Origin of the sequence: Marinifilum fragile JCM 15579, assembly GCF_001310955.1 — a bacterium.
Taxonomy (GTDB): Bacteria; Bacteroidota; Bacteroidia; order Bacteroidales; family Marinifilaceae; genus Marinifilum; species Marinifilum fragile.
The window spans coordinates 74,433-98,869 of the sequence record NZ_BAZX01000008.1; the positions used below are offsets into that span (position 1 = coordinate 74,433).

At 35.5% G+C, this 24,437-nt stretch carries 20 protein-coding genes; 18 read left to right on the plus strand and 2 right to left on the minus strand.

The annotated features are described in order from the left end of the window. The first annotated feature begins 39 nt into the window (after positions 1-39). The 10 genes from JCM15579_RS08365 to JCM15579_RS08410 all read left to right on the plus strand — a co-directional run bounded on the left by JCM15579_RS08365 (position 40) and on the right by JCM15579_RS08410 (position 14,117). Positions 40-1,104, plus strand: coding sequence for a glycerate kinase (locus tag JCM15579_RS08365; protein WP_218186111.1), 1,065 nt, complete (start codon positions 40-42; stop codon positions 1,102-1,104). A 447-nt stretch (positions 1,105-1,551) separates the two neighbouring features. Beyond that, positions 1,552-2,133, plus strand: coding sequence for an RNA polymerase sigma-70 factor (locus JCM15579_RS08370; protein WP_054718514.1), 582 nt, complete (start codon positions 1,552-1,554; stop codon positions 2,131-2,133). A 155-nt stretch (positions 2,134-2,288) separates the two neighbouring features. Further along, positions 2,289-3,278: a FecR family protein gene (locus JCM15579_RS08375; protein ID WP_054718517.1), complete on the plus strand. Its 990-nt coding sequence runs from the start codon at positions 2,289-2,291 to the stop codon at positions 3,276-3,278. Between the two features lie 138 nt (positions 3,279-3,416). Next, on the plus strand, positions 3,417-6,776 hold the full coding sequence (locus JCM15579_RS08380) for a SusC/RagA family TonB-linked outer membrane protein (protein ID WP_083464602.1): 3,360 nt from the start codon (positions 3,417-3,419) through the stop codon (positions 6,774-6,776). Positions 6,777-6,796: 20 nt separating this feature from the next. Further along, positions 6,797-8,374: a RagB/SusD family nutrient uptake outer membrane protein gene (locus JCM15579_RS08385; RefSeq protein ID WP_054718520.1), complete on the plus strand. Its 1,578-nt coding sequence runs from the start codon at positions 6,797-6,799 to the stop codon at positions 8,372-8,374. A 6-nt stretch (positions 8,375-8,380) separates the two neighbouring features. After that, entirely contained in the window at positions 8,381-9,445 is a 1,065-nt protein-coding gene (locus JCM15579_RS08390) for a glycoside hydrolase family 18 (protein ID WP_054718522.1), read from the plus strand. A gap of 6 nt (positions 9,446-9,451) precedes the next feature. After that, on the plus strand, positions 9,452-10,594 hold the full coding sequence (locus tag JCM15579_RS08395) for a DUF1735 and LamG domain-containing protein (RefSeq protein ID WP_054718525.1): 1,143 nt from the start codon (positions 9,452-9,454) through the stop codon (positions 10,592-10,594). A gap of 28 nt (positions 10,595-10,622) precedes the next feature. After that, a complete protein-coding gene (locus tag JCM15579_RS08400; RefSeq protein ID WP_054718664.1) occupies positions 10,623-12,023 on the plus strand; it encodes a BT_3987 domain-containing protein in 1,401 nt (466 codons plus the stop codon). Between the two features lie 193 nt (positions 12,024-12,216). Further along, complete coding sequence (locus JCM15579_RS08405) at positions 12,217-13,176, plus strand: flagellin family protein (protein WP_054718528.1); 960 nt, start codon at positions 12,217-12,219, stop codon at positions 13,174-13,176. A 533-nt stretch (positions 13,177-13,709) separates the two neighbouring features. After that, the gene (locus JCM15579_RS08410; RefSeq protein ID WP_054718531.1) at positions 13,710-14,117 is read left to right on the plus strand and encodes a DUF4625 domain-containing protein; all 408 of its coding nucleotides are present in this window, start codon (positions 13,710-13,712) and stop codon (positions 14,115-14,117) included. A gap of 228 nt (positions 14,118-14,345) precedes the next feature. On the opposite strand, the gene JCM15579_RS08415 is transcribed toward JCM15579_RS08410, so the two are convergent. Beyond that, positions 14,346-15,047, minus strand: a complete 702-nt coding sequence (locus tag JCM15579_RS08415) for a DNA-binding domain-containing protein (RefSeq protein ID WP_054718534.1) — start codon at positions 15,045-15,047, stop codon at positions 14,346-14,348. A gap of 436 nt (positions 15,048-15,483) precedes the next feature. Between JCM15579_RS08415 and JCM15579_RS08420 the strand changes: the two genes are divergently transcribed. The 4 genes from JCM15579_RS08420 (at position 15,484) to JCM15579_RS08435 (ending at position 20,155) form a co-directional block, all read left to right on the plus strand. Continuing rightward, positions 15,484-15,933: a MarR family winged helix-turn-helix transcriptional regulator gene (locus JCM15579_RS08420; RefSeq protein WP_157471401.1), complete on the plus strand. Its 450-nt coding sequence runs from the start codon at positions 15,484-15,486 to the stop codon at positions 15,931-15,933. A gap of 509 nt (positions 15,934-16,442) precedes the next feature. Continuing rightward, positions 16,443-17,606, plus strand: a complete 1,164-nt coding sequence (locus JCM15579_RS08425; RefSeq protein WP_054718537.1) for a hypothetical protein — start codon at positions 16,443-16,445, stop codon at positions 17,604-17,606. A gap of 29 nt (positions 17,607-17,635) precedes the next feature. Then, positions 17,636-19,252, plus strand: coding sequence for a BCCT family transporter (locus JCM15579_RS08430; RefSeq protein ID WP_054718541.1), 1,617 nt, complete (start codon positions 17,636-17,638; stop codon positions 19,250-19,252). A gap of 60 nt (positions 19,253-19,312) precedes the next feature. Continuing rightward, the gene (locus JCM15579_RS08435) at positions 19,313-20,155 is read left to right on the plus strand and encodes a tetratricopeptide repeat protein (protein ID WP_054718544.1); all 843 of its coding nucleotides are present in this window, start codon (positions 19,313-19,315) and stop codon (positions 20,153-20,155) included. Between the two features lie 420 nt (positions 20,156-20,575). Here JCM15579_RS08435 and JCM15579_RS08440 read toward each other — a convergent pair whose 3' ends face one another. After that, positions 20,576-20,779 (minus strand): hypothetical protein, encoded by a 204-nt coding sequence (locus JCM15579_RS08440; protein WP_054718547.1) that lies wholly within the window; start codon positions 20,777-20,779, stop codon positions 20,576-20,578. Positions 20,780-21,015: 236 nt separating this feature from the next. Between JCM15579_RS08440 and JCM15579_RS08445 the strand changes: the two genes are divergently transcribed. The 4 genes from JCM15579_RS08445 to JCM15579_RS08460 all read left to right on the plus strand — a co-directional run bounded on the left by JCM15579_RS08445 (position 21,016) and on the right by JCM15579_RS08460 (position 24,433). After that, complete coding sequence (locus JCM15579_RS08445; RefSeq protein WP_054718550.1) at positions 21,016-21,456, plus strand: GNAT family N-acetyltransferase; 441 nt, start codon at positions 21,016-21,018, stop codon at positions 21,454-21,456. Positions 21,457-21,462: 6 nt separating this feature from the next. Then, positions 21,463-22,536: an alanine racemase gene (locus JCM15579_RS08450; protein ID WP_054718553.1), complete on the plus strand. Its 1,074-nt coding sequence runs from the start codon at positions 21,463-21,465 to the stop codon at positions 22,534-22,536. Positions 22,537-22,563: 27 nt separating this feature from the next. Beyond that, positions 22,564-22,752: a hypothetical protein gene (locus tag JCM15579_RS08455; protein ID WP_054718556.1), complete on the plus strand. Its 189-nt coding sequence runs from the start codon at positions 22,564-22,566 to the stop codon at positions 22,750-22,752. Positions 22,753-22,966: 214 nt separating this feature from the next. Then, the gene (locus JCM15579_RS08460; protein WP_054718559.1) at positions 22,967-24,433 is read left to right on the plus strand and encodes a sodium:solute symporter family protein; all 1,467 of its coding nucleotides are present in this window, start codon (positions 22,967-22,969) and stop codon (positions 24,431-24,433) included. Positions 24,434-24,437 lie beyond the last annotated feature (4 nt).

The following is a 24,437-nucleotide window of genomic DNA, read 5'->3' on the forward strand; positions in this document are numbered from 1 at the left end:
TTATATCTTGCCATTTTTATTCAATTGAAAGTGGTTCAAATGACCAAAATAATCATAGCTCCCGATAAATTTAAAGGATCTCTTACTGGACTTCAGTTTTGTGATGCCATCGAAAGAGGAATCAGAAAGCAAGTGCCTGATGTTGAAATTGAGAAGCTGCCTTTGGCAGATGGTGGTGATGGAACCGTTGAGGTACTACAGTACTACTTGGATGGAGATATGATATCATTGAATGTAGGTAATCCATTGGGCAGAAATGTAAAGGCCTCATACTTGTATTCCAAAGCCAAGAAGACTGCTTTTATTGAAATGGCCGAAGCTTCTGGAATTCGCCTGCTTAGTAATGAAGAAGCAAATCCTTTAGAAACCAGTACTTATGGAACGGGTGAGCTCATAAAAGATGCTCTCGGCAAAGGAGCAGAGCACATTATATTAGGAATAGGTGGCAGTGCTACCAATGATGCTGGTATGGGCATGGCCAGGGCACTTGGATATCGATTTTTTAATAAGGACAAACAGGAGCTGTTAGGAGTTGGTAAAGATTTGCAGGAACTTGAAAATATTGATGTTTCAGAAGTCCACCCCAAAATTAAGGAAGTGAAATTCGAGGTAGCTTGTGATGTAGATAATCCACTGTATGGACCAAAGGGTGCTGCATATGTATATTCACCTCAAAAAGGAGCTACTCCTGAAATGGTAAGGCAACTTGATAATGGACTTATCAATTTTAATAAGCTTGTAAAATCGCAATTCCGATTGGATCTGCAAAATATAAAGGGAGCAGGTGCAGCAGGAGGACTTGGAGCTGGATGCATACTTTTCCTTGGAGCAAACTTGAATTCCGGAATTAAACTGATCAAAAAAGAGGCAGACTTTGATCAGAAAATTAAAGGTGCAGATTGGATCATTACAGGAGAGGGAAAACTGGATTCTCAAACCTTCTCAGGCAAAGTAATTAAAGGAGTGTTGGATTCTATGGAAAATCAGAAACTGGCCCTGTTCTGTGCTTTGGTTGATCTATCGGAAGAAGAAAAAATGACATGCAAGTTGATTATATCTCCGAAACTTCGGTTTATGCAAAAAATCTGTATGATTCCATGCTAAATGCGGGGAAATATCTGGAAATGGCAGCAGAGGAGTTTGCTCAAAAGCACCTGTTAAAATAGGCTGATGAGGCCACTTTTTTGTTTACGGCAATTTTTTATCCATTGAATATTTAGGTCTTAATAGAACGCTTTAAAACTTGTTAGTGTTTAGAATAGATATAAATAACCCCATAGAAAAACCGTTCAAAAAAAGATTTTACCATTAATAATTAACATTTATTATTACAAGTGGAAGAACATATTGTTTTAAATATTAAGATCTTGAAATGGTGAGAATTGTGTGTAATTATATTATTACAACTTGAATCTGTATCTGGTGAGATTATTTTTTATGGATATATAGATTGTTAATCTTATCTGTTGAATGATAACATTTTTAAGAATTGTATAAAATTGCAAATATTTTTTATGTTTGTGTGTCATTTTCCTCAATTTACTTAATGTGATGAATGATTTGTGTGATCGTGATTTGGTTGAAGGGTTAATAAAAGGAGACATGAATTCCTTTCGCATACTCTTTGATGAAAAGTATACTTTGTTCCATTCTTTTATTAAAGGAATGGTTAAGAATGCTTGGCTAGCCGAGGATATTACGCAAAATATATTCATGAAAGTTTGGGTCAATAGGAGTAAACTGAATCCTGATCAATCCATTCACAATTACTTGTATGTTTTAGCAAAAAATGAAATTCGTGACCACTTTAGGCTAAAATGCAATGAGCATCATCAGGAGGTGCAAGAAAATCATAGGGTATTTGTTGAAGATTTTGAAGAGTCATTGGATGTTCAAGCAATGACCGAATGTGTAGCAAGAATCGTTGCAAAAATGCCTGAACAGAGAAGAAAAGTTTACCAGATGAGTCGCGAGAGAATGTTGTCGAATAAAGAAATTGCAGAGCAGTTACAATTGTCTGTTCGAACAGTTGAGCGTCATGTGTTTTTGGCATTACAAGACATTCGTAAACACCTACCTATTTATTATCTCTTCCTGTTTTTAAGTTTTGATGGAATTTTTGTTGGGATGTAATATCTTAATAAATGAGTCCTTTAGGAACAGCCGTTTGTTGTGTGTTCTTACTCATTTAAAAAAAAGTAAAAAAAAACTTATTTCCATTGCGTAGTATATCCTCTTGTTTCGTTCTATTAATGTCGACCAATTAAAAAATGCATTTTTAGAATAATATGACGAAGGAGGAATTACAAAATTATTTTTACAATCAATGTACCAGTCAACAAGCACATGAAGTTCAACAATGGCTTTCTACTATCGAAGCTGAAAGTCAGGACGAAGCTTTGCTCAGGGAGATTTTGAATGAGATAAATGTTGATAAGGATGATCGTCTGGTGAATCAAGCATTTGAGAAATTCAAGAAGTCCATTCATTTAGATGACAAGAATAAAGTTGAAAAAACTCCGATTGTTAGAAGAATTGGAGAGTGGTATCGTATTGCAGCAGCAGTTTTACTGATTCCTATTTTATTGACGAGTCTTTATTTTTATAAAGAAACTACAAACCCTAAAGAATGGGTTGAAGAGTATGTACCATACGGACAAAGTAAAATGGTTTGTTTGCCAGATAGTTCTAAACTATGGTTGAATGCAGGTACCAAATTAATTTATCCAAAGAAGTTTAATAATTCTCTTCGTCAGGTTTATGTAGCAGGAGAAGCGTATGCTCAGGTTACAAAAGATAAGTCTCGTCCATTTGTTTTGTCGGCAGGAGAAGTGACAGTTGAAGTTTTGGGTACAAAATTCAATGTCAAATCCTATAGCGAAGATTCATATATCGCAGTTTCTTTAATGGAAGGTTCTGTTAAAATGAATGCCTTTTATAAAGGGGAAAGCAAGACGAAGTTATTAAAACCTGGTGAGATTGTTAGATACTCGAAGAGTACAGGAGAATTACAGAAAAGTGATTTTGTAATTGCAACTCGCAAACAATGGTTTAATAGTAAGGGATTCTACTTTATGGATGAATCATTAAGTGAAATTGTTGTTGCTCTTGAAAGGTATTTTGATGTGAGGATTAATATTGAGAATGAATTGCTTAAAAAAGAGCGCTTCTATTCAATGTTTGTAAATAATGAAAGTCTGGATGAAATCTTATCAGCTTTAAATGCAAGTGGAAAGATGATTATTGAACGAAAAAACAATATGATATATATAAGGTGAAATATAAAGTATAACTCAAAACCTAAAATTTGCCAATGAAGAAACACTAATCACAAAAAAAGGCAGAGAATCTCGTACATTCTCTACCTGTATTTTTCAGTTAAATTCTAATAAAAAACTAAAAAACATTACAAGAATATGAATTTAATTTCAGTAAACCTCAATCTGGCGCAGTTAAGATTGAAAAAATCAATAATAATGTTGATTGTAGCGCTATTTGGAGGAATTACACCAATATTTTCTCAGAAAATATCGGTTGATTTCAAGAACTTAACATTGAAACAAGCGGTTGAAGTTCTACAATCTAAACACAATTATTCTTTTTCTATGAATACCAGTGATATAGATATGAATAAACGTGTTGACTACAAAGCAAAAGACGTTGAACTTAAAGAGGTTCTTAATAGAATATTTGAAGGACAGGGCTTTGAGTGCTTTGTAAAGGATAATATTATTACCGTTACAAAGAAAGACCTAGGTAAGAATGCTGCCTCTGTAAAAAAGGAAGTAAAAATAAAAGGGAAGGTGATTGATGATACTGGAGAATCCATTATTGGTGCATCTGTAAGTATTAAAGGAACTACCAACGGAACCATTACAAATTTTGATGGGGAGTTTGAATTGACAGCATTCACCTCCGAAGTTTTGGCCATTTCATTTATTGGATTTGAAAATCAGGAATATGTTATAACAAAAGAGGAATACTTTAACATTGTGTTGGTTCCATCCGTTGTTGGCTTGAATGAAGTTGTTGTTACGGCCCTGGGTATTAAGCGTTCAGAAAAGGCATTGAGTTATAATGTACAGCAGGTTTCAAGCGAAGACATCTTATCAAATAAGGATGCCAATTTTGTAAATTCGCTTTCAGGAAAAGTAGCTGGTGTTAATATCAATAGCAGTTCATCAGGGGTTGGGGGAGCTAGTAAAGTTGTTATGCGTGGTACGAAAACGATTGCCCAATCGAGTAATGCATTGTATGTGATTGATGGGGTACCAATGTTTAATTTTGGTGGTACCGGCGATACCGAATTTGGATCTAATGGTTCTACGGAAGCAATAGCTGATATTAACCCGGAAGATATTGAGAATGTGTCAGTTTTAACTGGGGCGGCAGCTGCTGCTCTTTATGGTAGCCATGCATCTAATGGTGCAATTGTTATTACAACCAAAAAGGGGAAAGCAGGATCAACTTCGCTAACCCTAACAAGTAATGTTGAAATGATGCAATCCTTTGCATTGCCAAAGTTCCAAAATACTTATGGTACTGGGGATTTGAGTTCTGATGTTCAGGTTTCGGATATTAGTTGGGGACACAAATTGAATGGTGCTAACAGAATGGGATACTCACCAAAGAGTGATTTCTTCGAAACCGGAATGGTGTTCACAAATTCTATGTCGTTCTCTACTGGAACAGACAAAAACCAAACCTATTTATCTGCAAGTACTGTTAATTCAGGAGGTATTGTTCCAAACAATAGCTATGATCGTTACAACTTTACATTCAGAAATACAACCAGTTGTTTGGATGATAAAATGAAAATCGATTTTGGAGGTTCCTACATCAAACAGGAAGATCAAAATATGGTGAATCAAGGGGTTTATGCGAATCCATTAGTAACGGCTTATCTGTTTCCGAGAGGTGACGATTGGGAGGATATCAAAATGTATGAAAGATATGACTCTTCTCGTAAAATATATACACAATATTGGCCACAAGGAATTGATGAATTTGCTGGACAAAATCCGTATTGGATTGCCCATCGAAATCTAAGAAAAAACAAGAAGGATCGCTACATGTTGAATGCTGGTTTTAGTTTTGATGCTACAAATTGGTTGAACTTTGCTGGTCGTGTGAGAATTGACAATTCAACGAACGATTTCACTGAAAAATTATATGCCACATCTAACAGAACTCTTACTGAAGGATCTAATAATGGTTTATATGGAATTGCAAGAAGCGAAGCAAAGCAAACATACGCCGATTTCCTTGTAAACATCAACAAGTCATTGGGTGAGGATTTTTCACTTCAGGCTAATATCGGTGTTTCATACTCCGATATGAAAGAAGATGTGTTATCTAACAGAGGACCGATTCGTGCGGATGGTATTCCAAACTTATTTAATGTATTTCAATTAGACGATGTGACCACCAAGCGTGAGCAGTCGGGATGGCACGATCAAACTAAATCTGTTTTTGCAAGTGCAGAATTGGGATATAAAGGGGCGTACTATTTAACTCTTACAGGTCGTAACGATTGGGCTTCACAGTTGGCAGGACCTCATTCAAATGAGAGTTCTTTTATGTATCCATCCATAGGTACCTCATTTGTACTTTCGGAAATATTCGATTTGCCAAGACAAATTCAATATGCAAAATTGAGAGCTTCCTATGCATCTGTTGGTCTTCCTTTTGCACGTTTTTTGGCAAATCCTACTTATGCTTGGGACAATGCAAATAAGGTGTGGCAAACAAAAACACACTATCCGCTTTTCGATTTAAAGCCAGAAAGAACCCAATCGTGGGAACTGGGTTTGACAACAAAATTGTTGAAACATTTCGATTTGGATTTAAGTTTGTATAGTACCAAAACATTTAATCAAACCTTCGATCCTCAAATATCCGTTTCTTCGGGTTATTCTACTTTGTATGTTCAAACAGGTAGTGTTAAAAACAAAGGGATTGAATTTGCATTAGGATATCAAAATACTTGGAATGACTTTTCATGGAGTTCTAATTTCACATTAAGTTCGAACGAAAATGAGATTTCAGAATTGGTAGACAATTACGTTCATCCTGAAACGAATGCAGTTATTACCAAAGATCGATTGGATATCGGTGGTTTATCGAATGCAAGATTCATATTGAAAAAAGGCGGAAGCCTTGGAGACTTGTATTCTATTGCGGATCTAAAGCGTGATAGTGATGGAAAAATTTTCGTAGATCAGAATGGAAATGTTGCTGCAGAATACAATGTAGAGGATATAAAATTAGGCTCGGTATTTCCTGATGCAAATATGGCATGGAGAAACGATTTTAAATACAAAAACTTCAGACTTGGATTCATGCTTTCGGCTCGCTTGGGAGGTATTGTTTACTCTGCTACTCAGGCTACTTTAGATCGTTATGGGGTATCAGAAGCTTCTGCTAAAGCTCGTGATAATGGTGGAGTAGTTGTGAATGGTGGTGATGTGATAGATGCTAAGAATTGGTACACCACTATTGGGGCAAAATCCGGAATTCCACAGTTTTATACTTATAGTGCTACAAATGTAAGATTGCAAGAAGCAAGTATTGGCTATACCATTACTAGAGACAAGTTGAATAATTTCGCTGATGTGACATTCACATTGGTTGGAAGAAACTTATTCATGTTCTACAACAAGGCTCCATTCGATCCTGAATCAGTTGCTTCAACAGGGAACTACTATCAGGGAATAGACTATTTTATGATGCCGAGCCAGCGCAGTTATGGTTTCAATGTAAGAGTTAAATTCTAAGCAATTCAATATTGATAATTATGAAAAAATCATTTATAAATTTGTTGTTTTCTGCTTCGATTTTATTGATTACTTCTTGTACTTCAGATTTCGAGGAATACAACACCAATCCATATGACGCCAACGATGAGCAAATGCAATACGATGCATATAGCTTGAGGGCAGCTATGGTGGCTATGCAGGGCTATGTTATTCCTGCTGATGTTAATTTAAATCAGTTCACAGAATGTTTGCTTGGAGGATCTTTTGGTGGATATTTGGCAGATTCGAACTCTGGATTTGTAGGTAAAAATTATGCAACTTATAATCCGGAACAACACTGGATTCAAGTACCATTTAATGATATTATTCCTAAAATTTATGCCAATCAAGTTCAGTTAAAGAATGTTACTACTGATCCGGTACCTTTGGCAGTGGCTGATATTATTAAAGTAGCAGCGATTCATCGTGTTACGGATATCTACGGACACATTCCTTATTCTAAAATTGGGGAAGACGGCAAGTTAGAAGCTCCTTACGATTTACAAAAGGATGTGTATAATAAAATGTTCGAAGAATTGGACCATGCGATTGAGGTTTTAACACCAAATCAAACTTCTGATTTTAGTCCTTATGCAGATAAAGTATATGGCGGTAAAGTATTGAACTGGATCAAGTTTGCCAACTCTTTAAAGTTACGTTTGGCAATGCGTATTGTTTATGCCAATCCTACTTTAGCTCAAGCGAAAGCAGAAGAAGCAGTAAATCATGAAGTGGGAACCATGTTAAGCAATGAGGATAATGCCTACAATACGGTTTCAAAATCGCCATTCAGAGTAGTGATGTTTGAATATAACGGAGGTGATTCACGTGTATCTGCAGATATTACTTCTTATATGAACGGATACGCTGATCCACGAAGAGAAAAGTATTTTACCACGAGTACTTTCGAGAATACCGACAATGCTGCATTCGAAAATGGATATTATGGCTTACGATCAGGTGCCAATATTGCATCATCGGCAACAGCTCACAAGTACAGTAATATGAATATTCCTGAATCATACAATAAGTTACTTTGGATGAATGCTGCAGAATGTGCATTCCTAAAAGCTGAAGGTGCTTTACGCGGATGGAATATGGGTGGCTCTGCCAATGAATTTTACAATCAAGGAATTGAGTTGTCCTTTAATCAATGGGGTGTTTCGGGTGCAGCTACTTATGCTGAGAATGCAACCAGTATTCCTGATAATTATAAGGACCCTCTTGGAGCAAACGACAACTCAGGAGTTCCAGCTTCAATTACAATTAAATGGAATGATGCGGACGAATTTGAGCTAAGTTTGGAACGCATTATTACTCAGAAATGGATTGCTAATTTTCCTTTGGGACACGAGGCCTGGTCTGAATTCCGTCGTACGGGATATCCACGCTTAATGGAAGTGCCATATAACCTGAGCAATGGTATTGTTGATGGAGCTGAAATGGCCCGTCGTCTTCCATACCCTCTACGCGAGTACAAGGAAAATAGCGATAATTTGAAGCAAGCCATTAGCAATTTGGGCGGGCCTGATAATATGGCAACTAAAGTATGGTGGGATTGTAAGAATAAAAACTAGCACAACATGAAGAATATATCAAAATATAAATTTGTACTGTATGGAATGGGTCTAATTGCTTCTTCTCTGTTTGGCTCTTGTGATGACTGGGTAGAGACTGAATCATTGGATATTAACCAAGCTGGTATCGAAGATGAAAATCCTGCACTTTATGCAGATTATCTTGAAAATTTAAGAGCATATAAGAATTCTGATCATAAAAGCATATTCGTAAGCTTTGATAACCAGATAAAGCAGCCTTATAATCGTGCGCAGCATATCAATGTAATTCCTGACAGTACTGATATTGTTTCATTAATTTATCCAAATAATTTGGTTGAAAGAGAAATTCAAGAAATCAATGAAACAAGAGAGAACAAAGGAACCAAGTTTGTATTTACTGTTAGTTTCGATGCTATTAAATTTAATTATATTCAGTTAAAGAGTGAGGAAGATAAAGCCAGGCAAGATGGTGAGGAAATCGTATCTCCACTACCAACTTTCATTAATTATATGGTTGACAGTTTGCACAACTCTTTCTCTTTAGTGAAGAAATACAATTACGATGGTGTATGTTTCGCCTATGAAGGAAAAAGTATTCTTCACATGACAGAGCAGGAAAAAGCAGAATACATGAGCTATCATAATGCATTCATTGGAATTTTGAAAGATTGGAGTACCAGAAATGCTGATAAAATGGTCTTGTTTCAGGGGAAACCACAGAATCTTTTAGATAAGAGTTTTCTTACGGACTGTAAGTATATCATTATACCATGTTCTGATGCAGGAAATAGTTCAAAATTGAGTTACAACATCTATTCTGCCGCTGTTGAAGGAGTACCAACAGACAGATTTATTGTTGCAGTTGAAACCATTTCTCTTGACCCGGCAGATATGAAAACTGGTTACTGGGCCGATGGTGTGACGCATTCGATTGAAGGAGCCTCTGTTTGGGTTGCTGCGGAACACAAAGGCTTCACAGTTGCAGGTATGGGGATTTATAATGTGAGTAATGATTTCTTTAGTTCAGAGCGTGTATATCATTATACAAGAATGGCGATAGATAACATTAATCCATCACTTAAAAACTAAACAGATATGAAACACTATATATTATATGCCGCTTTATTTTTCATGACCTTTACCTTTGGTTGTGACAATTCTGATGATGATTTCGACAATAAAGCATATGTTAGTAGTTCATCAAAAATAAGCGAGTTGTTGGTAAAAGCAGGAGTGAATGATGTTGAAAAAAGCATTCAGGCGGCTATTGCGAAACCTAACAATCAGGATATTCTTGTGAAATACCGAGTTGATCAGGCATTGGTGGAAACCTATAATATGGCGTATTACGATAATGCTGTAATGCTTCCTGCTGAAAATTATTCATTCCCTGAAAACACGGTGACCATTACCGCAGGAAATGTTCTTTCAAAAGAGTTAAAAGTGTTGTTTAACGATTTGAGTCAGCTTGATCGTGAAATTGTATATGTTTTGCCAATTACCATGGATAGCGAAGATATCGATGTGTTGAAAAGTGACAAAACAATGTACTATGTGATTAAAGGTGCTGCTCTTATTAATGTTGTTGCTGATATTGAGGAGAACTATTTAACTGTAAATTGGACCAAACCTGATGTTTGTAATAATTTGTCACAACTGACAATGGAAGCTCTGGTTAGAGTGCGAAATTTTGATAGAATGATTAGCACTGTGATGGGAATTGAGGGGCAATTCTTAATTCGTTTAGGAGATGCCGGTTTCCCAAGTAATCAGATACAGATTGCTACGAATAGTGGAAATTTCCCTGATGGTGATTCCAACAAAGGATTACCAACCAACGAATGGGTACACATTGCATTAACCTACGATTCTTCAACCGGAGCAATGGCTGTTTATGTGAATGGCAACAAACAGTCTGAAACCATAAAATCATTGGGAAATATAAATCTGGGACAAGGTGGCACCAGTGGATTTTGTATAGGTCGATCTTATGCTGACGATCGTTACCTGGCTGGTGAAATTTCAGAGTGTCGTATCTGGAATGTAGTGCGTACAGCCGAAGAAATTGCCTCCAATCCATATTATGTGGATCCAGCTTCTGAAGGTTTGGTTGCCTACTGGAAATTTGATGATGAATCGGCACTATCAGTCGAAGATCATACAGGGAATGGAAATAATGCAGTAGCGAATTCTACTTTAAGATGGACTCCGGTTACATTGCCTGTACCTGGCGAGTAATTGAGGTGTAATTAAAAACTGAAAAATGATGAAATACAACATATCATTCAAAAGAAATTTAATGCTTGCTGCTGTGTTGACAGTAATGGGCATGTTTACCGCCTGTGATGATAGCATTGACGTGACAAGTGTTGACGAAAACCAATACACGACAAGCACCGATGCAATAGGCTACTTAGTTGACAATACCGGAAAACGAGAAACTTCATTGGTAGAATTTCGCAATCAAGGCCAGGCAGAAATCTATTTGGCATCCTCAAAAAATACCGAAACAGATGTTGTGGCCAATTTGAAATTTGATGCAGAAGTACTAGATGCTTACAATGACGAAAATAACTCAGACTATGAGTTGTTTCCAGTTGATTTGGTAAGCTTTGAAAGTGATTTTCAATTGAGCAAGGGAAGTAACAAGTCTGGAAAAACATTGGTTCAATTTACAACATCAGATGCCTTAAGTGCTGAGAAGACCTATGTAATTCCAGTTCGTGCGGTGGTAAAATCAGGGAATATTAAATTATCAGAAAAAGAATCGGTTTATCTGATTTTTGTAAAGGATTTAAGCACAATTCCTATCGCTGATAAAGCCAATGGTATCAAAATCATCAGTTGTATGGAAGTGAATGATACCAACCCATTAAACAACCTGTGTTTTACGCTTAAAGAGAGTGGCAAACCTTTAATTGATATCGTCATTCTTTTCTCGGCGAACATTAATTACAATAACGAAACGGGTAAGGTATATGTATACAACAATCCAAATGTTCAGCACATTTTAGACAACAGAGAGAAGTATTTAAAACCATTGCAGGACAGAGGGATGAAGATCGTACTGGGTATTTTAGGAAATCATGACCGTGCCGGAGTTTCCAATTTAGCAGATGAAACGGCTAAAGTATTTGCTCAGGAGTTAAAGGTGGTATGTGACTCTTACCATTTGGATGGAATCTTTGTTGATGACGAGTATTCGGCATATCAAAATCCGGTTCCTCCAGGGTTTGTTGCTCCTTCTTCGGCTGCAGCATCACGTTTATGCTACGAAGCCAAACAAGCTATGCCTGATAGATTAGTATGCGCTTATGCTTATGGTTCAACAAGTTCTTTGCCTGAGATTGACGGACACCAATCAGGTGAGTTCGTTGATTACGGTATTCATGATTATGGCAGAAGTTCAGATTTAAGTTCTAATTATCCGGGAATGCCGAAATCGAGAATGGCTCTATATTCACAGGAGTTTAGCCGTGGTTACTGGGCCTCAGATTCTGATTTGGAGAGCATGAGAAACGATGGTTATGGTTCACACATGATTTTTGCAATGGATCCTTATCGAAATAATTTCGATCGTCAGAAACAAGCAATGGAAAGTATCGCCAGTAAGTTGTTCGATGATGAATTGGTTTACGATGAGAAGCCATATAAAAAAGACTGGTAGACTTAAATAAGGAATTTATTTGACCCTTTTTTAAGCAGATTGATATTGTTTAAGTTTTCTCCCAACGAAGAACGGTTGGGGGAAGCTTTTAAAATTTAATGATGAATCTATGAAACAAGCCGAATGGCAATTTCAATATACAATGGAATGAAAGGTTTTATAGAGTGAAATTGAAAATCTTAAATTAAAACAAATGAAATTACGAAATAAACTGTTGTTATTGCTAGTTATGGTGTTGCCTTTAGGCTTTGCCGCTTGCGATGACGACGACGATGATGCTGATGTGCAGCCAACAGAAGAAGTTGCGGAATTGATTCTTGAGAAATCATCAATAGATGTGGAAGTTGATGATACAGGTACAGTGAAAATTACACAGGGTGGAGGAGAATACCATGTGTTTTCTTCTAATCCTGATATTGTTGCAGTGGAGCTGGAAGGCAATGTGGTAAAATTGAGTGCTTTATCAAGAGGAAGAACATCTGTAATTATTTCTGATAAAAACAGCCAATACAAGGAATTGGGCGTAGTGGCTTTCTATGATGTACTTGAGATTGAAACATCAGAAATTAATGTTAAAATGCCTTTGGGACATTCCAAAACCGCGAGAATTCCAATTACAAAAGGTAATGGGGGCTATGAGGTGAGTGTTGAAAGTGAAATTGTTTCGGCAACAATTGAAAATGATAGTGAAATTGTACTTGTAGCTACAAAAGAAGGAAAGGCAACAATTACATTGACCGATTCTTATGGTTTAACATTGGATATTCCGGTAACAATTAGTACAACTACAATTCCTTACGATGATAAAGAATTGGAAGCCATTAAAGCTGATGATACCAATCGTTATGAATTTAACGGAGTTCGTATTGGACACCCAGCTTATAGTGACGTAAATACAATTGAAGACGGTGTAAATGTATATGGATTAGATTATAGAGGATTCTACTTTTATAAGGTTTACTTTTCTGGAGATAAAGAAGTTGGAGTGAAAACGGATGGTAGATTAGATATTAATTATCACAATCCGAGAATTACACTTAATGAACCATGTGATTTAGAAATCATCAAGAATGACGGAACCAAAATATGGGTGGTTTATTCGTATATAAAAGACGAAAAACTGAATTTTGGTCATTTCTGTCAGGATATTTAATCTCGATAATAATATTTACACAGATGTATAATTATTTGTGTATCCTCTAAAATGAACACAAGGGCAATTGTACTTTATCCGATTGCCTTGATAATCTGTTTTTGCATTAAAAAATAAACAATCTGGTATTGGGTTTTATGCACCTGATATAGAATCGTATTGCCTTAATTGTAGCATGTTTAATGAGCTGAAGTGTAAGTAAATCTGTGATATGGGTTCATTTCAAAAGAAGAAATTTGATTTTCAATTGGTATGAATCTGTAAAGAAAAAGTACTAAAGTTTGTTTTAGTAAGTGGCAATATGATTGTTAAAAAGAGACTCAAGATATGACTCCGGTTCAGATTAGAATCGTGAGCAAAGAAACTAAAATTAGATAATAGCATGTCTAGATTTAGTACAATTATACAATGAAAAAAGGCAGAGTGAACGAGTAGAAGTAGTATAACTACTCGTACTCTGCTCTTTTTAACCCATCAGCATAAATTATTAAAGCTATAATTCTAATATGAGATATATTCTACTCCTAGGGTTTATGCTATTATCAACTGTGCTATTGGCTGATAAACCCAAAAGATATAAAGAGAAGCTTAAAAATAGCATTCAATTTTCAAGTCCAATTCCATACAATAATGTACTTCAAAACGATACCCTAACTTTTGAAATATTGCTTACCGCAGATAGAAAAATGAATTCTTATCGAATGCATTTGGAAAAGGGAGGACTTTCGAAATTAAACTGTGAGGAATATTTTAGTTCTTCTATTAATGAATTGTTTACCAGTGAAGAAATATCTTGTTCTAAGAAACAAGAGGTTTTATACTTTAAATTAAAAGTGAATAACAATGCCATACCCGGCAATTACAAATTTCATATCTATATGACAGATACTACTGGAAATATATTGCATGCTTGCCACCATTTCTATGTTGAAAGAAAATAGTGTGAAGAAGGAATCAGTGAATTTTACTGCTTACAGATTTTGACTGTGGCTGCTTTTTTATGCTATTGGCATCCCATAGTGCTAACTATGTATTGTTTATAGTTACGACTATAAGGAGTATATACTTAGTACTATAAGACGTATTCTCTTATTACTATATGGTACGGATAGTAAAAAAGGCTACATTCATTTTTGGAATGTAGCCTTCATTTCTAAAGGAAAAGAGGTTTAACTTGTAGGCACTAAATCAACAGGAAGTATTCCTTTTCGAACTGCTTTTGTATTTTGGAGAACAGTTCTTACTTCAACCGTAAAATTCCCACTTGTCAAATTTTCGGGTACAAAAAACAACAACTCCGAAGGTTTGTTTTTTACCACATTCTCAACTCGGGTTTCTGAACCATCGGTAGCTATAAAGAATATACCTTGTTGAGTATCTCCAGTATCGAATTTTAATAAGGATCCACGAATTGAAGCAATTTGTCCTGCTGTGAATGATTCGTTGATTACATTGGTTTTTAAATCGACAAATTGCTGCAGAATAGGTTGTGGAGAAGTAATCTCTACTTTACGCAATTCAATGTCCGAAATGGCTTCGATTAATCTAGAACCTGCATTTAAGTTCAGGCGAACAGCGTGGCGTGCAGGATCGAAGCCATCATTTTGGTCGTTAAAAACGCCAGAAACACTTGGGGTGATTCGGAACAGTTGAGTATTTACACTATTTCCATTCTTAACAGCTTCAACTACTGCATATTCAAATTCTTCGATTACCGAAAGAGCTTCGGCTTTGGTAATAGTAGACCCTTTGCCTATCATCTGTTCAACAATAGAATCAACTGTTACCGATTCGTTGTTGGTAACTACGCCCATGTAATCATTTGGGTCGTCCGTCAAATGGTTTGGAATTAATCCATAACGTAATGTCATAATAATAACATTTAAATTTATTTTTGGAACGAGCCCATCGGCCTCCTCTAGCAAGTGCGACGGCCAAGTTTTACCTGTTTGATGACCAGCCGATGGGTTATCATTCCAAAATCACAACCCAAGTTAAATAAATATTATGACAATATTGTCTGTCAAATGTGTCAAGTTGATTAGAATCAGTTCTTTTAATAAAGTTTAACATTTTACATGTCTGTGTTATTCAATAAAAAGCTTTGGTTTTAGGAAGTCATATTGTAGTTTCTACATTATGGAAGCTCCATTCTACAGGTGTTTGATATTCATTAATTTTCTTTCAAAGTAACATTTCTGTTTGCAGTATGCTAAAAAATTGAAGCCTTACAATAAGTAGTAGTCATTAATTGTGCAGGATTGCTTACTTTTGTAATCAAATCAGCGTCTCTAACATTAGATTTATATGGATTACAAGAATATTATTATTAAAATCAGACGAATTGTTCGATCGATTAATCTGGAGTCAAAAAAGATTCAGAAGGATCATGGGGTAAGTATTCCGCAGATTTTATGTCTGGAGTATTTAAAGAGTTCGCCAAGTTACCAGGCTACTCAAAAATCTATCCGTGCCCATTTAAACCTAAATTCAAGTACAGTCACAGGAATTATCGGACGACTTGAGAAAAAGGGGTTTCTTGCTCGTTTGCCAAAAGCTGGAGATCGAAGAACTACGGTAATTGCCTTGACATCCACGGGAGATCAATTGTTAAAGAATACGCCAGATTTATTGCAGCAGAGGTTAGCTGTAAAGTTGAAGAAGGTTCCTGATTCAGATTTGCAAAGAATTGAAGAGACTCTGGAAATTCTTGTAAATATGCTTGAGATTGAAGAATTGGAGCTTCTCCTGTACTGACCGCCGAGGATTTTATTAAGGAAGAACTGAATTCGGAAGAAGAGAACATAGATTTATAGAAGAAAATTAGGATATAAATACTGAGCCATCATGAATATGATGGCTTTTTTTGTGCTCACAAGTTTAGGAGATTTGAAGCTTTTTCTTTACGTGTCTTGCCAATCTTTAAAATGCCAATTGGAATAAAAATCAGATTGGTTCTATTCCAATGTCTCTATAAATCATGCATACCAATAGGATATGTAGAATGGTTTTTATGCGAATTAATTAATGTTGATGAAAGTGAATAATTTAAATTGAATAAACCGCTTAGGTCTAAAATGTGCATAAATACAGGGGTTTGTGCTTGTTTAAGGGATTCTGTATTGTATGTTATTTAGCAAATGTGTTGTGTAGAAATAAAATTTCTTCTAGATTTGTCGCGCAGAAACTAAATCTGTGCTATTTGTTCTTTATTTCATATGGTCAAGAGATAGGTAGTTGAGGATTGGAAAAGGAAAACTTGAATTATGAAAGAAAATCTCTTAAGAAGATTTAAATTAATATTGGCATTGATAGTGATTGCTAATGTTGCGCAAGCTCAAAAGATAAAGGATGTTAAGATAGGAGGAGCCCTCCGGTTTAATTTCAGATACAAAGACTGGGATGAAAATAACAAGGACGTAGGTGGGGATGCTGTTCTTGATGTTTTTCGTTTGAATGCCAAAGCAAGGTATGAAAAATTATACATGGATGCTGAATATCGTTTCTATCCATCAGAATTTGGTGGAGGTATGTTGCATCATGGATTTATAGGATATAATTTTAATGACAATTCACATCTGGAATTGGGAGTGCATCAAGTTCCATTTGGAATTCAACCATTTGCTTCGCACTCATGGTTTTTTAATCTTCCTTACTACGTAGGATTGGAAGATGATTACGATACCGGGCTAAAGTATGTGTTCGATACGAACAAGTGGAATTTTGCCTTTGCGTTTTACAAGAATGCAGAAGGAGGAAGGGCTTGGACAACTTTTTCAAACGGATCGCAAGGAAATGCCGTGGATTTGGCAAGATACTCTTACGATTTGGCTGGTGATAATGAAGAGAATGGTCAGTTCAACTTTCGTGCTGCCCGTAAATTCAATAATCAGGAAGTAGGTTTTTCGGCACAGTTGGCTCGATACAGAAATCATGTAAAAGATAAAAATTACCACTACAATGCCTTCGCGCTTCATTATCATGGTCGTTTTCTTGAAAAAGAGAGATTGGATGTGAAGTTTGAGTTAACCCGATACGATTATAAGGGTGCCGATAATGATTTGATTAAGATGGCTGCCTATAATTATACCTACGATATTGCCAGCGAAGCAATCATTATATGTGGAGGTGTTGCCTATACGATACCTGTGGAGTGGGGACCAATTGAGTCGCTGCAAGTGTATGACAATTACAATTACATGAAAAAGGGTAATTCCCAATTCAACGACACTCAAATGAATGTACTGGGAGTGATGGTGAAAGCTGGTCCGATTTATACTTATATCGATTATGCATCGGGTAAGAATCAGGACTGGTTAGGTCCATGGGGTGCATTTGGTGAATCGGCCGATGCTTATGGTTTCGGCCGAGGAGCTGCGAATCCCGAGTGGCACTCTTGGTTTAATGTGAATGTAGGATATTACTTCTAAAAGTTACTGTAAAAACGAATATTATTGATATGGGATTAAAAAGAAGAATTGATAAAATAAATGATAAGATAAAATCGGTATCAATTGCTGCAGATGAAGAAAAGGTATATGTTCGTTCAGACCGTAAATCTTTTTTGGGAATAAAGGCCAATGGTACTGTGTTTGTGTCCTCTTTTTTGGTAGTATTTGCATTAGTTACCACTACTTTAATTGTAGGAAAGCCAATGGCAACATGGTTCTCAAATACACAGACTGTTTTATCTAATAGTGTGGGGTGGCTGTTCATTTTGTTAATGAATGTATTCCTTGGATTTGCTTTATTTCTTGGATTTGGTAAATACGGAAAAATCCGTTTAGGTGGTCCTGAAGCAAAACCTGAATTTAAAATGACATCATGGTTTGCCATGTTATTTAGTGCAGGAATGGGAATTGGTTTATTGTTTTGGGGAGTTGCCGAACCAATTTTTCACTTCGATAATAATCCTTTTGCGATGAAAGGTGTTGCTTCTGCAAAATCAGCTATGGGGGTTACCTTTTTGCATTGGGGATTTCATGCTTGGGGAGTGTATGCTATTGTGGGGTTAGCTCTTGCGTATTTTACATTTAATAAAAAATTGCCACTTACCATTCGCTCCATCTTTTATCCATTGTTTGGAGAGAAAATTTATGGACCTATTGGCGATATTATTGATATTGTATCAGTCATCGCTACTCTATTTGGCCTGGCTACCTCTTTAGGTTTTGGTGTGCAACAGGTAAATGCAGGTTTAACCTATTTGTTTGATGTGGAGTATGGAGTAACCTGGCAAATTGGGTTGATTGTGGTGATTACCTTGTTTGCGACTCTTTCACTGGTTATGGGTCTTGATAAAGGGATTCGACGATTAAGTGAGATCAACTTGCGCCTGGCACTTATATTATTATTGTTTGTGTTGTTGATTGGTCCAACTGCATTCTTATTGAAAACATTTGTTCAGAATTTAGGCTATTACCTAAGTAACTTTATGGAATTAAGTTTTTGGACAGAATCCTATATTGGTGTAAAGAAAGGTACTCATTGGCAAAATTCATGGACCATATTCTATTGGGCATGGTGGATAGCATGGTCGCCGTTTGTTGGTATTTTCATTGCTCGTATCTCTAAAGGAAGAACCATTCGCGAATTTGTTTTGGGAGTGCTGTTTGTGCCTGCATTGTTGACCTTTTTATGGATTTCAGTATTCGGAGGAAGTGCCATTTATCAGGAATTGCTTGGAAATACTCAGATATCGGAAGCAGTTAACGCCAATATTGCTACGGCAATATACCATTTGTTGGAGCAGTATCCCTTTCCATTTATATCTTCTTTGCTAACGGTTATTTTGGTAGCATGTTTCTTTGTTACTTCATCTGATAGTGGGTCGATGGTGGTTGATACGCTAACATCCGGAGGAAAGCTGGATGCTCCTGTTGGGCAAAAAATATTTTGGGCCTCAATGGAAGGCTTAATTGCAATTATATTGCTGATCGGTGGGGGGCTAGCTGCCTTGCAAACTGCAACGATATTAACTGGTTTACCTTTTGCAATACTGCTTCTGGTATTATGCTATAGTTTGCTAAAATCTTTAAAAAAGGATTATGGTGTAAAAAAATTAAAAGGTAGTTAAACGATTCTAAAATGTTAATGTTCAGAGTTTATTGATTGGAGTTGACTTGTTTGAAAAGGTATGAAGAATTTATTTTTATTAATTGTTTTATTTGTTTCTTTTAGTGCAATAGCCGAAGAAAAAGTGGTTAAGGTTGATTCGCTTGAGCAGCCAATGTTTAAGCCATTTATAGAAAGATACATATTAGATGAATTAAAAAGTTTGCGACAAGAAAACCTTGAATTAAAAAAAGATGTAGCTGAGAAGTTGGCAGAAGTAAAACTTGAGTCATCAGATCGGGCAATAAACTATACCACAAGTACCATAAATAATATTTTCTATATAATTACTGCAGCGGCATCATTGCTTGTATTGCTAGGCTGGAAATCTCTAAGTGACATTAAAAAGACAATTAAAAAAGACAGTGGAGCTAAAATTCAACAACTTACAGCTGATTATGAAAAGCGATTGAATGCAATAGAAAACCAAGCAAAGGAAAGGTCGGAGATTATAGTAGATACACAAAAGAAAATAAGTACGACAAACTCGATTCATTCTTTATGGATGAGGGCTGGGATTGAGAAAAGTGAGGAAGAGAAGATTTCTATTTATGATGAGATATTAGATATAAATCCAAGTGATATAGAAGCTATGACCTATAAGGCTGATGCTCTTCTTGAAATTGGAGAGGTTCGGTGGGCTCTTAATTTAGCTAATGCAGCAATTGAAAAGGATAGTCAATATGCATTGGCCTATTGGCAAAGAGCGTGTGCTTATGCTCATTTAGAAAAAGATAATGATGCTATAAAGGATATTGAAAAAGCGATAGAGTTATCTGATGCATTTGTAGATGAGTTGGATAAGGAGGTTCACTTTAAAAAATTAAGAGGTAATGATAAATTTGAGTTGATATTAAATAATTAAAAACTCACATATCAAATGTAATTGGATTGATTTTTATAAAGATTCGTTTAAATATTAAAGTGTAGTAAATCTGGTTTTTCTTGTTATATCATTTCAGATATAAATTTTCATATTGGCTTTGTAAGTCAAGATAAAAAAAGAGGTCGTTAGACCTCTTTTTTTTATTTCACATTCTTTAGTATCAATAGTGTGAAGAATGAAATGTTGATTGAAAATGAGATTAATATGTAAAAGAAATAAATGTCAAAATTAATGGGATGTAAATTGTAAACGATATGATTTCTAAAGATTAATATACTAATTAAGAGAAATGTAAATGTTATTAAAACTCCTAAAGGTTTTAGTTTGAAAATTACTTGTGTTATTACAACTAAGCACAAAATGATACCAGTTGGAATGCTGCAATTACCGTTAATGATTTCATAATAAAGAATACAAATACGAGATAAATTTCAGGAATGTTTTTAATGATTTGTTTAAAATTTTTTCATTCTGCTTTGAAGAAGAACTCTGAGGTTTGTTTGTAGTCTTTTTCTTTGCCGAATTATTCTTTTTTACATTCTGATCTTTTTTCCACTTTTTCCAAAGTATGTCTTTATAAATTAATCCTAAATGATAGCTCATTGGTCATGAATTTTGTGAAAATGGTTCTGTGGAAACAAAATACATACAAGAAATTAAATATACAAATTTTCTGAAGTAATATAAAAAGTGTGTGTGTTTCGAATAACACCTATATTCAAAGAGTTAAAAGTGTTTTAGAGGCTTTGTTTCAAGTCAGAGACTTTTAGTGTATATTTTGCCTACGTGATTTGAATTGTTATATTTGTTGTGTAGAAACAAAACTTAAAGATATAAGTATGATTACAATTAAACTTATGACCTCCTTTCTTCGTCCTGATGGTTATGAAAAGAAAGAGCTGTTAAATTTTCTGTATGAGCATCTGGAAGAATACGGAGATGACAAGGCAGATATTGAAAAAGCTATGCAATATGCATTAAAAGAAACACCATCGATGGGCGGATTTATTCTGTCTGCAAAATTAGATAATAAAATTGTTGGATCTGTGGTGGTAAATAGGACTGGAATGGAAGGGTATATCCCTGAAAACATACTTGTATATATTGCTACCCATAAGGGATACAGAGGCAAGGGGATTGGTAAAAAACTTATGGAAGAAGCCATAAAGATTGCAAAAGGTTCAATCGCTTTGCATGTTGAACCAAATAATCCTGCAAAGCATTTGTATGAAAAAATGGGCTTTGAGAATAAATACCTTGAAATGAGATTCACAAAATAAAGTGTCATGGCATTTGTAACTCTTAATATTTCAAAACTGCAAGAAAATTACTGCTATTTAGATAAGTTGTTTAAAGAAAATAGCATTAAATGGACTGTGGTTTCAAAATTGTTGTGCGGAAACAAATTGTTTTTAGAAAATCTAATTTCCTTAGGAATAAAGAGTCTTTGTGATTCAAGAGTCTCTAATCTAAAAATGATTAAAAAATTAGATCCTAACATTGAGACCATATATATAAAACCTCCTCCAAAGTTATCTGTGAGTGAAATTATTAAATATGCAGATGTTAGTGTGAACACTGAATTAAAAACCATAGACTTACTCTCTAAAGAGGCTTTAAAACAGAATAAAAAACATAAAATCATTATTATGATTGAAATGGGAGAGCTAAGGGAAGGTGTGATGCGTGAAGATTTCATTGACTTTTACAAAAAGGTGTTTGAATTGCCAAATATTGAAGTTGTAGGTATCGGCACAAATCTTACTTGTTTAAATGGTGTATTACCTAACGAGGACAAATTAATACAGCTTAGCTTGTACCGACAGTTGATAGAGGCCATGTTTAATAAGAAAATTCCATTGGTTTCTGGAGGGGCTTCAGTAACTATTCCTCTTTTAATTCATGAAATTTTGCCGAAAGGAATAAACCATTTTAGGGTTGGAGAATCCTTGTTCATGGGGACTGATGTTTACAACGATACAGCCCTTGAAGGATTACATACTGATGTCTTTAAATTGTATGCTGAAATAATTGAGTTAATAGAGAAACCAATGGTTCCTGCTGGTGAGTTGGGTACAAATCTTGAAGGCGAAAGCCTTACAGTAGAGGTAGATCAGATGGGTGAGACATCTTATCGGGCAATTATCGATTTGGGGATGTTGGATGTTGATAGTAAACACATTACTCCAAAGGATCATTCACTTGAACTTGTGGGGGCTAGCTCCGATATGTTGGTGGTTGATTTGGGAGATAATATTAACAAGTATAAAGTAGGTGGTTTGATTGAGTTTACTATGGATTATATGGGTGTGCTGCGAATTATGTCTTCGCGATATATCGAAAAAAAGGTTATTGAGTAAGTCGCCTATTGTAAAAGTGTATTGCAAATGAGAAGTAATAAAATATTGGAAGAAGAAATAATGGAATTTGTTCGTTTGAATCAACCTGTTGGTTTAGGGCATATTTTAGCAGGTTTGAATTTGTCACATTATTCAGGTGCAAAAATTGTTTTAGAACTAATTCAGAAAGAGAAGTTAAAATATTCAGATATGGGAAAGCGTATCATGATTAAATAGTAAAAGCTAATTAATTTCGACAAGAGTTGTTTTTAGGTAATAGAGATGTAGCAAGTCAATAGTTCCCATGTTATAGAGGTTTATTCTCAATTGCTTAAAAATGCGCAACGTCATCAGGTTTCTGGTGACGTTGTTTAATTAGCGCAACAATTTTTAATCTATAGCTAATACTTTTAGTAAGAGCTGAAAGGTGGAGGTTATATAAAATAATTCTATGCATATTATTGATATTATCATTTTTTTCATCTACTTCGCTGTGATGCTGGGAATTGGTGTCTATTTTTTCAAAAAAAATGAAAGCCATGAAGACTACTATGTTGGCGGTAGGCAACTTGGAGCTTGGCATATTGGGCTATCGGTAGTAGCCACCGATGTAGGGGGTGGATTTTCCATTGGATTGGGAGGTTTGGGATTTGCAATTGGTCTTGGTGGATCATGGATGCTATTTACTGGCTTGGTTGGGGCATGGCTAAGTGCAGTTGTGCTAATTCCGGTGATTAGTAAACTTTCAAAAAAGCATAAACTATTTACATTTCCTCAAATATTCGAATATTTCTACAATCATAAAGTAGCATTGATCGCAGGTATTATTTCTGCAATCGGATACATTGGATTTACAAGTTCCCAACTTTTGGCTGGTGCCAAATTGGCTTCAGCAACTTTCACTGAAATTGACTTAAATACTGCTTTGATTATTATGGGAGCGCTTGCAGTTGTTTATACCAGTATTGGAGGGTTGAAGGCGGTAATCTATACCGATACGGTACAATGGATAATTTTAATGGCAGGTCTGATGTTTATAGGAATACCTGTGTCCTATTACAAAATAGGAGGAATGGAGGCTATTAGGGCAACGCTTGGGAATGAATTTCTTTCCTTGGGGAATGTATCTTGGCAACAAATTGTAAATTGGGGAATTACGATTATACCCATCTGGTTTGTAGGTATGACACTTTACCAGCGTATTTATGCCTCTAAAAACGAAAAGGAAGCTAAAAAAGCGTGGTTTATTGCCGGTTTATTTGAATGGCCACTAATGGCATTTATGGGTGTAACGTTAGGACTGTTTTCTCGTGTAGCATATGAAAATGCAATGTTTGCAGATTTGGGCTATGCCCTAGATACAAGTTTAGATGCAGAGATGGGCTTACCTGTTTTGCTTAATACGGTTTTGCCAGCAGGTATTATGGGACTGATGCTTTCCGCGTATTTTTCGGCCATTCTTTCAACAGCTGATAGTTGCCTTATGGCTGCTTCGGGAAATGTGCAAACAGATATTTTAGAGAAAATTTTCAAATTCAGGCAAAACTCCAAGTTTCAGTTGAGGCTTTCACAGATTATTACCTTGGTTATAGGTGGACTAGCACTGTTTCTGGCTTCCTATATGACCAATGTACTTGAACTTATGCTTTACTCTTATGCATTTATGGTATCAGGCTTGTTTGTTCCGGTAATTGCTGCATTGTACGGTAAAAAACCCAATGCCACTGCTGCTATTTTCTCTATGATTTCAGGAGGTGCAACAACTGTTCTCCTAACCACTTTAAAAGTTAAATTACCATTTGATTTGGATGCCAATATTTTTGGGATTTCAATTTCTGTTTTTGTTTATCTGATTCTCTCATTAATTTATAAGAAAAAATATGAGAAATATAATTGTGTTAAGACAAGAACTGCATAAATAT